Here is a 12,096-nt window from a genome sequence, read left to right as displayed (position 1 = left end):
GGCGCGGGCTGATTCCCCTGTGTCGCGTTGCGGATCGGAGGTGACGGTGCTAACCCTTGGGGGACAGGACATCGCCAGATGCACCGCTACGAAGAGGAGACACCATGACTTTGCCCCGGGACGAAGACAGCGCGCTGCGGCACTGGAGCGCACGCCTGATCCAGGCGCTGCAGATCCTTGACCTCGAAATGGACCACGAAAAGATCGTGCAGGTCGCGGACGAGTCGCTGAAGGCCGTGGGGCCGCATGCGGATGCCATCAGTGCGTTCATTGTTGGCTACGCCGCGGGTACCGCGTCCACCGAGGGGCGGAAAAGCACGCATGAGGCGGTGCTGGCGGCGTCGAACAAGGTGCTGGAGCTGTGCGAGCAGGGCGAATCCGGCGGCCCCGACGAAAAGGGCTGGGCCAAGCGCGCCCAGTAGTCCCGCCGCGCGAGCAAAGAATGGGCATGTCCCGTGGAGCTTCTACCGGCTCCGCGGGACATGCCCTTCCTTTGTGCCCGGGACCGGACATAGTGGCATTATGTCCACCGGCCGCCGTCAGGACCGGGCATGCCCCCTGGGGATCCGGGGCCTTGCCGCCCGGTTCCGGGTTACAAGGGTTTAGCTTGTCCGTGCCGGGCTGGATGCGAGGTTGGCCGAGCTGTCGGGGGTCTGGTCCGCGCTGGGTTCCAGCCGCACGATCACTGCCTTGGACACCGGGGTGTTGCTGCCCTCTGCAGTGTGGTTCAGTGGCACCAGCACGTTGGCTTCCGGGTAGTAGGCGGCCGCGCAGCCGCGCGCGGTGGGGTAGGAGACCACCCGGAACTTGCGGAGCATACGTTCCTCGCCGTCCTGGTACTCGCCCCGGATGTCCACGAACATCCCGTCCGACAGCCCCAGTTCAGCAATGTCCTCGGGGTTGACGAACACCACGTGGCGGCCCTTCTTGATGCCACGGTAACGGTCATTGTGGCCGTAAATGGTGGTGTTGAACTGGTCGTGCGAGCGCATGCTCTGCAGGATCAGCGTTCCCTCCGGCCGCTCCACCCGCTCCAGCTGGTTGACGGTGAGCACGGCCTTTCCGGTGGGGGTGGGGAAGGTGCGGGAATCCCGCGGCCCGTTGGCCAGAATGAAGCCGCCCTCCTGCCGGATGCGCTCGTTATAGTTTTCGCAGCCGCCCACCACCCGCGAAATGTGGTCGCGGATGAGGTCGTAATTCTTCTCGTACCCGTCCCAGTCGGCCTTGACCTTATCCCCGACCACCGCTTTGCCGAGCCGGCTGACGATCGCCGGTTCGGAGAGCAGATGGTGGGAGACCGGTTCAACGCTGCCCCAGGAGGGGTGCACGGCGCAGACGGTGTCCTCGACGGAGACGAACTGCGGCCCCGATTCCTGGATGTCGATCTCGCTCCGGCCCATGGTGGGCAGGATCAGTGCTTCCGCGCCGGTCACCGTGTGGGACCGGTTGAGCTTCGTGGAGATCTGCACTGACAATTCCGTGTTCTCCATGGCCGCTTCGGCCGCGTTCGTGTCCGAGATCGCGCCTACAAAGTTGCCGCCGAGGGCCACAAAAGCCTTGATGCCGCCGTCGCGCATCCTGTTGATGGTTTCCACAGCGTCCACGCCGTGTTCGCGCGGGGGCTCGAAGCCGAACTCATCGCCCAGGGCGTCCATGAACGACTGCGGCATCTGCTCCCAGATACCCATGGTCCGGTCGCCCTGGACGTTGCTGTGTCCCCGGATGGGGGACGCGCCGGCGCCGGGCTTGCCAATGTTTCCGCGCAGCAGGAGCAGGTTGATGATCTCCTTGATGGTGGCCACGCCCTTTTTCTGCTGCGTGATGCCCATGGCCCAGGTGATGATGACCCTGTCGGCCTTCAGGTAGCGGGCGGCGAGCTCATCGATTTCCTCGGCCCGCAGGCCGGTGGCCTCGAGAACGGCATCCTCGTCCAGCAGGCTGAGGTGTTCCTTCAGGTCCTCCAGGCCCTCGCAGTGCTCTTCGAGGAACGCGTGGTCCAGCACGGTGCCCGGGTTCCGGGACTCGGCGTCGAGGACGCGCTTGGACAGGGCCTGCAGCAGCGCCATGTCTCCGCCGATGCGGATATGCAGGAACTGGTCCGCGATCTGTGTGCCGTGGCCGACGATGCCCTTGACCTTCTGCGGGTTCTTGTAGCGGCGCAGCCCGGTCTCCGGCAGGGGATTGACGGCAACGATTTCGCCGCCGTTCTCCTTGCACGCCTCGAGTTCGGTCAGCATGCGCGGATGGTTGGTGCCGGGGTTCTGGCCCATGATGATGATGAGGTCCGCGCGGGCGTAGTCATCGAAGTTGACGGTTGCCTTGCCGATGCCGATGGTCTGGCCCATCGCCCAGCCGGAGGATTCGTGGCACATGTTGGAGCAGTCCGGCAGGTTGTTCGTGCCGTAGCCGCGGACCATCAGCTGGTACAGGAAGGCAGCCTCGTTGGACGTGCGGCCGCTGGTGTAGAAGGCGGCCTCGTCAGGAGAGTCCAGGCCCTTGAGCTTGTCCGCGATGATCCGGATAGCGTCAGGCCACGAAATGGGCTTGTAGTGGTCCTCCCCGGCCGGCTTGTGCACCGGCTCCGTGAGCCGGCCCTGCATGCCCAGCCAGTACTCGGAGTGTTTCCGCAGTTCGCTCACGGAATGCTCGGCCCAGAATTCGCTGGGGATCACCACGGGCGTTGCTTCCCAGGTGACGGCCTTCGCGCCGTTTTCGCAGAACTCGAACGCCTTGCGGTGGCTCGGGTCCGGCCACGCGCAGCTGGGGCAGTCGAAACCGCGTTTCTGGTTCATGGCCAACACGGTCTTGCGGGTGCGGTTCAGGCCCATGTGCTCGATCGCAGGCTTCATGGAGTGCAGCACACCGGGAATGCCGGCGGCCCAGTCCTTCGGGCCGTCGCCGACCACGAGGTCCTTCTCGTCGTTTTCCTCGACCTGGGGATTCTTGCGCGTCACGTGAACTTCCCTTCGTCAACCGCCGCCCGCTCGGGCCGGCGCGTCCTCTTACCAAGCACCCTACCTTTTGGCCCATCTCAGGCCTATCAGCTGGACCCGGGGTCCGCAAGGAATCTGTCGACGGCGGCGCCGCCGTTCCGTAGCATGTGCGGTACGCGCGGCGGCCGGAGTGGGCCCACAGGATCGGGCCCACAGGATCGGACCCACAGGGTTGGACACAGACAAACCTGACGCCGTCCCGGAATCCAGGGGGTAGCCATGCCGGAGCAGCGGGAAACGCTGGAAGGCTTCACAGAGTCGGACTTCAGCCACGGCGGCATCCGCCATCAGGTCTACCGGGCCGGGGCGGGCCCGGCCGTGGTGCTCATCCACGAGGTGCCGGGCATCCATCCCGGGGTGTTGGATCTTGCGCGCCGCCTGATCACCAGGGGCTATACCGTGTACCTCCCCTCGATGTTCGGGAAACCCGGCGAAGCGGCGGGCGGCCGTGCCATCGCGAAGTCGATCGCCAGGATCTGCATCTCCCGCGAATTCTCCGTGCTGGCGAACCGGAGCAGCCCGGCCACCAGCTGGCTGCGCGCCCTGGCCGCCAGCGCGCACCGGGAATGCGGCGGCCCGGGGGTGGGCGCCATCGGCATGTGCATGACGGGCAGCTTCGCCCTCGCGATGGCCCTGGAAACGGCGGTACTGGCGCCGGTCATGAGCCAGCCCGCGCTGCCGGCCGGCCTGACGGCCCGGCGGCGGGCCGCCGTCGGGCTCGACGCGGCGGAACTGGCGCAGGTCAAGGCCCGGGCCAACCAGGGCCTCCGGCTGCTCGGCCTGCGCTTCAGCAACGACCGGGCGTGCCCGGCGGAGCGGTTTGCCACGATGCGGCGTGAATTCGGCGGGCAATTCGAGAGCATCGAGATCGACTCATCGCCGGGCAATCCGTTTGGCATTGCCCAGTCCGCGCACTGCGTCCTCACCGTTGACCTTGTTGACACCCCGGGGCACCCGACCCGGGCAGCGCTGGACCGGACCATCGAATTTATCGGCGAGCGCCTGCGGCCGGAGGCCGCGGCGACGGAAACGAAGGAGCAGGAATGAAACTGACCACAGTCCTATGGACGGCCGCGGCGACGGCGGCCACGGCTGCTGCCGGCGGCGTTGCCACGGATCCGGAGAGCCACTGGTACCGGAGGCTGCGTAAACCGGACTGGCAGCCGCCCACCTTGGCGTTCCCCGTGGTGTGGACGGCGCTCTACGCGGACCTGGCGGTGAGTTCCGCCGCCGCCCTGGACAGCGGTTCTGCCGATGAAGCCGGCGGCGACGGGGCACGGGCCGGGCAAATTGCCGCGTACCGGGGCGCCCTGGCCGCCAATCTGGTGCTAAACGCGGGATGGAGCTGGCTCTTCTGGCGCGCCCGCCGGCCGTGGCTGGCCGCCGCGGAGTGCGCCCTCCTCACGGCGAGCAGCGCGGACCTGGTGCGGCGGACGTACCGCCTGAACCGCGGCGCCGGAGCCGCCCTTGCCCCGTACGCGCTCTGGTGCGGCTTCGCCACCGTGTTGTCAACGGCAATCGCCAGGCTCAATCCCGGCAGCGGGCGATAGGACGCGGCGGGCGGTAGGACGCGGCGGGCGGTAGGACGGCGGGGCCCCGACCGGTAAGCCCCGGTCAGCCCCCGGCCACCAGTGTGTCGCGGATTTCGCGGCGGAGGACCTTGCCGATGAGCGAGCGGGGCAGGGAATCCAGCACCACCACCCTGCGAGGCACCTTGTAGGCGGTGAGGTTCTTCCGGGCGAACGCCAGGAGCTGGTCCGGGTCGAGGGTGGTTCCCGGGATCGGCACAACGGCAGCCACCACGTCCTCGCCGCCGCCGGGGCGGGGCAGCCCGACCACCGAGACTTCCGAAACGCCGGCGAATGTGGCGAGAACGTCCTCCACCTCACTCGGTGAGACGTTAAAGCCTCCCGTGATGATCAGCTCCTTGATCCGGTCCCGGATCGTCACGAAGTAGTCGTCGTCCACGGACACGATGTCCCCGGTCCGGAACCAGCCGCCGTCGAGCAGCGCATCCTCTGTCTCCTCCGGACGGTTCCAGTAGCCGGCGAACACCTGGGGCCCGCGGATCAGGAGTTCCCCCTCGTCGCCCGGCGCCCGGTCCAGCGCGGTGTTCTTCGGGTCCACCACCCGGATGTCGGTCAGCGGGAACGGCACGCCGACGGTGCCCGGCTTGCGGGTGGGGCCGAAAGGGTTGCCGATCGCGATGGGGGACGTTTCGGTCAGGCCGTAGCCCTCGATCAGATAGCCTCCCGTGGCTTTCTCCCACGTTTCCACGGTGGACACCGGCAGGTTCATCGCGCCGGAGATGGAGAACCGGATGCTCCCGAGCCCGATGCCCCGCTCCGCCGCCGCGGCGGCGATCCGGTCGTAGATGGGCGGCACGGCCGGGAGGAAAGTCGCCGGGGATTTCCTCATCGCCTTCAGCACCAGATCGACGTCGAACTTGGGGAAGAGCACCAGTTTCGCGCCGATGCTCAGGGCGAACGTCATGCACAGGGTCAGCCCGTAAGCGTGGAACATCGGCAGCACCGCGTACACAGTTTCCCGGCCGTCCTGGAGCCCCGGCACCCAGGCCCTGCCCTGGGCGGCGTTGGCCTGCAGGTTCGCGTGGCTGAGCATGGCGGCCTTGGGCAGGCCCGTGGTGCCGGAGGTGTACTGCAGGACGGCGAGGTCGGACGCCGCCGGACGCGGGTGCTTTTTCCTGAGCTCTCCGGCTTCGAGGAGGTCCCGCCACGGCAGCACCGGGCGCACCGCGGGGGCCGGGCCGCCGTGCGGTTCGCCTTTGCCGACGGTCAGGGCGCCGCGGGCCTTCCGGGCCGCCGGCACGGGAAGCCGCAAAGCCAGCCGCTGCGCCAGCGGCATCTCGGGGATCAGCCCGACCGACACGATGGTGCGGAGCCCGACGTCGGCCGGCAGCTGCCGGACCCGCTCCACCGCCTTGTCCCAGACGATCGCGACGACGGCCCCGTGGTCCTCGAACTGGTGGCGCAGTTCCCGGTCGGTATACAGCGGATTGTGTTCGACCACCACGGCGCCGAGCCGCAGGGCCGCATGGAAGGCCACCACGTGCTGGGGACAGTTCGGCATGACGAGGGCCACCCTGTCGCCCGCCTTGAGGCCGAGCTTCTGCAGGCCGGCTGCGGCCCGGCTGATCTGGGTCCCCAGCTCGCGGTAGCTGGTGCGGGCGCCGAAGAATTCCAGCGCGGTCTTCGACCCGTAGCGGCGCACGGAGCGGTCCATGAGGTCCACCAGCGAGCCCTCGGGCAGGGCCGGGCTGGCCGGGACCCCCGGCCCGTAGGACCGGGTCCACGGCCGGTCAGCCCAGCCGCCGGACGCCGGGGTGGCGGAGGTTGCGCTGACCGCTGTCCGCGTGGATTTCTTCTTCATTGTCAGTCCTTGCCGCTGGAATCCGCAGGGTGGTCGCCGGCCAAACAGCCCGCCGGAAAAGCCTACCGGTGCCGGGGCGGGTGTGCGGCGACGGCCCCGGCCCGAGCCCTTCGCCGGACACCGGCGGGGCCACGGCCTTCGTGACTTTCGGCCCTAGGGGCGGCAGGAGACGCGGGCGGAAGCTGGGGGTACCTCACGTGCGCGGGCCAGCAGTGATCCTGCGTGTCGATGCAGGTCATTCCATGCGGAAGCGGGCGCACCATGAAGCATCAGCAGCCGAGCCTGCGGTTCCTCGGCGCCACCGACACCGTCACCGGTTCCCGGTATCTGCTGGAGGCCGGGGGCAAACGGGTGCTGGTGGACTGCGGGCTCTTCCAAGGCTACAAACGGAGCCGCGACCGGAACCGGCAGCCCTTCCCCGTCCCGCCGCACTCCATCGACGCCGTGGTCCTGACCCACGCGCACCTGGACCACACAGGCTACGTTCCCGCCCTCGTACGGGACGGGTTCGGCGGGCCCGTCATCGCCACGGAGGGCACCACGGACCTGTGCAAGCTCCTCCTGCCCGACAGCGGCTACCTCCAGGAGGAGGAGGCCAGGTACGCCACACGCCGGGGATCAACCAGGCACAGCCCGGCCCTGCCGCTTTACACCGCGGCCGACGCCGTGAAGTCCCTCAACAGTTTCAAAGTACGCGATTTCGATGATCCGCTGGACCTGGGCAGCGGCATGGAAGTGACGTTCCTGCCGGCCGGCCATATCCTCGGCGCCGCCCAGGTCCGGGTGCGCGTCGGCCCGCACTCCGTGCACTTCACCGGCGACCTGGGCCGGACTGACGATCCGCTGATGCACCCGCCCCGGCCCCTGGGGCAGGCCGACGTCCTGGTCACGGAGTCCACATACGGGAACCGTGTCCACTCGCCCGTCGACCCCGAACAGCAGCTGGGGGAGATCATCAGCCGGGTCGCGAAGCGTGGCGGCGTGGTTTTGTTCGCCGCGTTTGCCGTCGGCCGCGCGGAGACCCTCATGCTGCACCTGTCCCGCCTCCGCACCAAGCACCTGATCCCGGACATCCCGGTGTACCTCAACAGCCCCATGGCCATTGATGCGTCCGGCATGTACCAGCGCCACCCCGAGGAACACCGGCTCAAGGAGCAGGAATACCGGAACATGTACAAACTGGCCCGCCTCACCCGCTCGGTGGACGACTCCAGGCTGCTGAACCTGCGCGGCGGCCCGATGGTCATCATTTCCGCCAGCGGAATGCTCACCGGCGGCAGGATCCTGCACCACCTCGCCGCCTACGGGCCCGACCCGAAGAACGCCGTGGTCCTCAGCGGCTACCAGGCCGGCGGCACCCGGGGCGCGGCCCTCGCGGCCGGCGCGCGTGAACTCCGCATCTACGGCGAGGACGTCAAGATCCGGGCGGAAGTGATCCAGATGGAGAACCTTTCGGCGCATGCCGACGCGGACGGGATCATCGCCTGGCTCAGGACCGCGGAGAGGGAACCCCGGATGACCTACATCACGCACGGCGAACCGGAGGCGTCGGATGCCCTGCGGCTGAGGATCAAACACGAGCTGGGCTGGCGTGCGCGGGTACCCGAACACCTCGAAAATGTCTCCCTTGAGGACCCGCGGTGACCTCCGGCGTCAGGAAATCCCAGGTCCTGGCCGAGATCCATTCCCTGGCCAGGCCGCTGAGATCGGACCGGGACCTCAACGGGCTGGTCCGCCGCGCCGCCGACTGCCGGTTCGTCGCCGTCGGTGAGGCTTCCCACGGCACACACGAGTTCTACACCTGGCGTGACACCCTCAGCCGCCGCCTCATCGAGGAGGACGGCTACACCTGGATCGGGGTGGAAGGGGACTGGCCCGACTGCTGGCGGATCAACAGCTGGGTGCGCGGCGAAACAGGGCGGAACCAAGGGGTCCATGCCCTGCTGGCCGGATTCGGGCGCTGGCCCACGTGGATGTGGGCGAACGAGGAAGTCGCCGCGTTCCTGGACTGGCTGCGCGGCTGGAACCTCGCCCGGCCGGCGGACCGGCGGGTCGGCTTCTACGGGCTGGACGTGTACTCGCTGTGGGATTCGCTCCGCGAAATCATCCGCTGGCTCAAGGAGAACGACCCCGCCGCAGTGCCCGCGGCCCTGCGCGCCTGGGAGTGCTTCCAGCCCCACCATGAGGACCCGCACCAGTACGCCTGGAGCACGAGGCTGGTGCCGCAGTCGTGCGAGCCCGCCGTGATCGCCCTCCTCACCGAAGTCAGGTACCGGGCCTCGGCCCCGGGCGGCCACGACGACGCCGCGTTCGGGGCGGTGCAGAACGCGGAAGTGGCGGCGAACGCCGAGCACTACTACCGGATCATGGTCCGCGGCGACCGTCAGTCCTGGAATGTCCGGGACCACCACATGGCGGACACCATCGACCGGCTGAGCAGGCACCTCGGACCGGAGTCCAAGGGGATCATCTGGGAGCACAACACCCATGTGGGGGACGCCCGGGCCACCGACATGGCCCAGGACGGCCTGGTCAACGTGGGGCAACTGCTGCGCGAAAGGCACGCCGCGGAGGGCGTGCTGCTGGTGGGGCTCGCCTCCCACCGGGGCGAGGTGATCGCGGCGGACGCCTGGGGCCGCCCCGAGCGGATCCTCCCGGTCCCGCCGGCGCGCCCGGGCAGCCACGAAGACTTCCTGCACGAGGCCCTGGGCGTGGCGTCGGTGCTGGAGTTCGGCGAGGACAGATCGGGGCCGTGGCTTTCCACGTGGCTTGGCCACCGGGCGATCGGGGTGGTCTATCACCCGGAGCGGGAGCTGGGTAACTACGTCCCTACCCGGATCGGCGACCGCTACGATGCGCTGATCTGGTTCGAACAGACCGCCGCGCTGCGGCCAGTCCACCATGAAGGGCCGCCGCGGGAACCGGAGTTCGAGACCGAGCCGACCGGCTTCTAGCCCGCCGGCGTCTGGCCCGGCGCCTGTGGCGGGGTGCCGGGCCGGCGCAGCATCACGACGGCGGCCGGAACGTACCAGAGCAGCGGCACCAGCCGCAGGGCCGTCGTCAGGCCACCGGTCGGGGACAACGGGCCGTCCGCCGGGACGAGGGAGAACGCCGAAAGGAACGACGCCGCGGCCGCCGCGGCCGCCGTCCAGCCCAGCCACAGCGGATAGGCCCGCAGCCGCAAGGACACCAGCGCGATGGCCAGGAACATCACACCCGCCGGCAGATTCGCCAGGTTCAAGATCACCAGGCACAGGTCGGCCACGGCGGCGGCGACGTCGGGTGGAACGCGGTCCTGGGAGGGAAGGGTCAGGGTGATCTGCGCGGCCTGGCCCAGGATGTTCAGGCCCGCAGCCAGCGCCCCGGCGCCAAAGGCGATCGCGGAGAGGGTGCCGGGCGCCGGCTCGGCGCACCGCAGGCGCGCCCGGACGAAGCCCAGGAACCAGAGCAGAGCGGCGGAACTGAACACGAACAGCAGGCTCTGCGCGAGGATCGGGGCGCGGTTCGCCGCCAGGTACTGCGCGTAGCCGGAGTCCGCGGCGTCCGGCCACGGGCCGGTCAGGGCGCCTTCCAGCAGCCCGCCGGCGATTCCCAGGCCGGCCGCGAGCAGGCCGCTCACGGCCCCAGTGCGGAGGAACACCCCGGCGCCCGGGTGCCGGGCCGCGCCCCTCAGTCCCGCGTTGAGCTCCATGGCCCGAAACTAGGCATTGGGGCAACCCGCGGTGAGGGGCTTAAGGCCCTAACCGGCGTAAAACCCCGCGGAGCACACTGAGTGTGCCGGCGGACTGCAGCGCTGCCGCCCGTGTCATGCGACGCAGGATCCACCGCACCGGACTGGGTGCCGGAAAAGGGCGCACCGAAAAGGCGCAAAACGTTAAGGTCAGGAATCAGAATGAGCAAACCAATCGTCGTCGGGTTCAACGGTTCGGCCGGCAGCGAGGCCGCCCTGGCCTGGGCTCTGGAGCGGGCGGCCGCGGACAAGCGGCCGGTCACCATCATCCATGCCGTGGACGACAGGTGGACCTCCCCGGATTTCCAGTACCACGAACTGATCCGGCAAGCGGGCATGGAACTGCTCCAGAAAGCGCAGGCCGACGCCCGCGGGCAGGCCCCCGGCGTGGAGGTGGACATCCAGCTGCGTCACGGCAGCGGCGGCTCCGTCCTGCGGGAGGTGTCCAAGGAAGCCTCCATGGTGGTGGTCGGCGAACACGACAAGCACTGGATGGACGGCGGCCCGTTGGCCGACCGTGCGCTGCAGATCGCCGCTGCGGCCGAAATCCCTGCGGCCGTGATCCCGTTGAAGCGCGAGGCCGGGAACCGCGGCGTGGTGGTGGGTGTGGACGGCTCCGAGGAATCCCTCCAGGCGGTCGACTTCGCCGCGGTCGAAGCGGATAAAGGCGGCGACGAGCTCACCGTTGTGCTCGCCTTCCGCCGGCCCGCCCGCTGGGTCGAAAACCAGCTGCCGAAAAGCGGCCTCGCGGAATCGATCCTCGAGGAGGACAAGATTGTCCTGGCCGAGTCGGTCGCGGGCCTGGCGGACAAGTATCCCGACGTCGTGGTCCACCAGCGGCTCGAGACCGACACCGATCCTGCCAGGGCACTGGTCGACGCCGCCAAGGACGCCCGCCTCCTCGTGATCGGCAGCCGCGGCCGCGGCGGCTTCTCCCGGATGATGCTCGGCTCCACGGCCCACGCCGTCCTCCTTAACGTCCCGTGCCCCACCATCGTGACGCGGGTCCACAAGGTCAAGCACGAGGACTGAAGTACCGCACGGGTGAAGGCCGCGGGCAGTGCCCCGCAGGGAAGGGGCCGCAGGGAAGGGGCCGCAGGGAAGGGGCCGCAGGGAAGGGGGCGCAGCCCGCGGCCGGACCCTTGAGCCGGTGCCGGGCCGATGGGAGGATGAGACGGTGGAGCCCTTCTTCGACTTTGCCGGCAACTTCTGGTGGCTCATCTTTCCGCTGAGCGGATTGTTCGGGGGCTGGGCCCGTTCGTGGTCCAAAGCCAGCGAACGCCGGCACCGCCGCCGGGTGGAGCTCTACCAGCTCCGGAACCGGGCCGCCGAGGTGGAACACGCCAGCCGGTCCCAGGTCCGGCGCCTCATGGACAGCCACGACTCCGTCGACCGGCGGTGGCTTGACTACGAGCTTGACGTGGGAAAGCTCATCGATTTTCCGGTCATGACCGACGTCCGGGAACCACTCACGGTGGCCTTCCTCCGCGCCAAGCGGCTGGCGGACAGCCTGCGTCCGGAAGCCCCGGAAAGCATCACGACGGCGGCCGGCGTCGCTGAATACCGCGAGGCCGTGCACAGCTATGAACTGGCGTTCGACGTCGCCGAGCGGGAGGCCCGGCGGATCAAGGACGGCAACTTCACCGGACCGGAACGGGAGCGGCTGGCAACGGCCCGGAAGCTGCTGAGGATCGCCTCGGACGCCGCGGCGACCCCGGCGGAACGGCAGACCGCCTATAAGCGTGCACGGCGCGAGCTGGACGGCCTGATCGTGCTGCCGGATGCCACACTGGCTGCGCTGGAGGCCAGGATCGCCGGGATGATCGATGTCGGAAGAATGCCAGGCCGTCCCGGCTGACGTGGCGGCCTTCCCGGCTGACGCGCCCGCCCGCCCGCGCCGGCGCTTGTTTTGCCCCATTTTTGCCGCATTGCCTTTCGCACGTACGCTTTAACGCGTCAGGCTGCTTTGCTGAACGCCGCACG

General features: G+C 69.0%; 10 protein-coding genes. 7 read left to right on the top strand and 3 right to left on the bottom strand.

Annotated elements, in window-relative coordinates:
• The first annotated feature begins 104 nt into the window (after window positions 1-104).
• Window positions 105-422 carry a DUF6457 domain-containing protein gene (locus ACTWQD_RS11510; protein ID WP_443196259.1) on the top strand — a complete coding sequence of 106 codons (318 nt, stop codon included), beginning with the start codon at window positions 105-107 and terminating at the stop codon, window positions 420-422.
• 180 nt (window positions 423-602) lie between these two features.
• Here the strand turns inward: ACTWQD_RS11510 and ACTWQD_RS11505 are convergent, their stop codons facing one another.
• On the bottom strand, window positions 603-2,954 hold the full coding sequence (locus ACTWQD_RS11505; protein WP_443196258.1) for an FdhF/YdeP family oxidoreductase: 2,352 nt from the start codon (window positions 2,952-2,954) through the stop codon (window positions 603-605).
• A 258-nt stretch (window positions 2,955-3,212) separates the two neighbouring features.
• Between ACTWQD_RS11505 and ACTWQD_RS11500 the strand changes: the two genes are divergently transcribed.
• Window positions 3,213-4,040, top strand: a complete 828-nt coding sequence (locus ACTWQD_RS11500) for a dienelactone hydrolase family protein (RefSeq protein WP_443196257.1) — start codon at window positions 3,213-3,215, stop codon at window positions 4,038-4,040.
• A complete protein-coding gene (locus tag ACTWQD_RS11495; RefSeq protein WP_443196256.1) occupies window positions 4,037-4,543 on the top strand; it encodes a TspO/MBR family protein in 507 nt (168 codons plus the stop codon). Before ACTWQD_RS11500 ends, ACTWQD_RS11495 begins: the two co-directional genes overlap by 4 nt.
• A 64-nt stretch (window positions 4,544-4,607) precedes the next feature.
• On the opposite strand, the gene ACTWQD_RS11490 is transcribed toward ACTWQD_RS11495, so the two are convergent.
• Entirely contained in the window at window positions 4,608-6,383 is a 1,776-nt protein-coding gene (locus tag ACTWQD_RS11490) for a long-chain-fatty-acid--CoA ligase (protein WP_443196255.1), read from the bottom strand.
• 261 nt (window positions 6,384-6,644) lie between these two features.
• Between ACTWQD_RS11490 and ACTWQD_RS11485 the strand changes: the two genes are divergently transcribed.
• Both ACTWQD_RS11485 and ACTWQD_RS11480 read left to right on the top strand, forming a co-directional pair.
• On the top strand, window positions 6,645-8,027 hold the full coding sequence (locus ACTWQD_RS11485; protein WP_443196254.1) for an MBL fold metallo-hydrolase RNA specificity domain-containing protein: 1,383 nt from the start codon (window positions 6,645-6,647) through the stop codon (window positions 8,025-8,027).
• Entirely contained in the window at window positions 8,024-9,337 is a 1,314-nt protein-coding gene (locus ACTWQD_RS11480; protein ID WP_443196253.1) for an erythromycin esterase family protein, read from the top strand. The genes ACTWQD_RS11485 and ACTWQD_RS11480 overlap by 4 nt, the downstream gene beginning before the upstream one ends.
• On the opposite strand, the gene ACTWQD_RS11475 is transcribed toward ACTWQD_RS11480, so the two are convergent.
• On the bottom strand, window positions 9,334-10,074 hold the full coding sequence (locus ACTWQD_RS11475) for a hypothetical protein (protein WP_443196252.1): 741 nt from the start codon (window positions 10,072-10,074) through the stop codon (window positions 9,334-9,336). The two genes, ACTWQD_RS11480 and ACTWQD_RS11475, sit on opposite strands and share 4 nt — an antisense overlap.
• Window positions 10,075-10,275: 201 nt before the next feature.
• Between ACTWQD_RS11475 and ACTWQD_RS11470 the strand changes: the two genes are divergently transcribed.
• Both ACTWQD_RS11470 and ACTWQD_RS11465 read left to right on the top strand, forming a co-directional pair.
• The gene (locus ACTWQD_RS11470; protein WP_443196251.1) at window positions 10,276-11,145 is read left to right on the top strand and encodes a universal stress protein; all 870 of its coding nucleotides are present in this window, start codon (window positions 10,276-10,278) and stop codon (window positions 11,143-11,145) included.
• Window positions 11,146-11,290: 145 nt separating this feature from the next.
• On the top strand, window positions 11,291-11,971 hold the full coding sequence (locus ACTWQD_RS11465; RefSeq protein WP_443196250.1) for a hypothetical protein: 681 nt from the start codon (window positions 11,291-11,293) through the stop codon (window positions 11,969-11,971).
• Window positions 11,972-12,096: the final 125 nt, after the last annotated feature.

This window comes from Pseudarthrobacter sp. 1C304 (genome assembly GCF_052245515.1).
Lineage (GTDB): Bacteria > Actinomycetota > Actinomycetes > Actinomycetales > Micrococcaceae > Arthrobacter.
Note: the sequence above shows the minus strand (reverse complement) of the source record. Positions and strands in the feature narration are given on the sequence as shown.

Bases quoted from the DNA above. Each gene is read 5' to 3' on its own strand.
- ACTWQD_RS11510 (WP_443196259.1), top strand. From the start codon at position 105: ATGACTTTGCCCCGGGACGAAGACAGCGCGCTGCGGCACTGGAGCGCA.
- ACTWQD_RS11500 (WP_443196257.1), top strand. From the start codon at position 3,213: ATGCCGGAGCAGCGGGAAACGCTGGAAGGCTTCACAGAGTCGGACTTC.
- ACTWQD_RS11495 (WP_443196256.1), top strand. From the start codon at position 4,037: ATGAAACTGACCACAGTCCTATGGACGGCCGCGGCGACGGCGGCCACG.
- ACTWQD_RS11490 (WP_443196255.1), bottom strand. From the start codon at position 6,383: ATGAAGAAGAAATCCACGCGGACAGCGGTCAGCGCAACCTCCGCCACC.
- ACTWQD_RS11485 (WP_443196254.1), top strand. From the start codon at position 6,645: ATGAAGCATCAGCAGCCGAGCCTGCGGTTCCTCGGCGCCACCGACACC.
- ACTWQD_RS11475 (WP_443196252.1), bottom strand. From the start codon at position 10,074: ATGGAGCTCAACGCGGGACTGAGGGGCGCGGCCCGGCACCCGGGCGCC.
- ACTWQD_RS11470 (WP_443196251.1), top strand. From the start codon at position 10,276: ATGAGCAAACCAATCGTCGTCGGGTTCAACGGTTCGGCCGGCAGCGAG.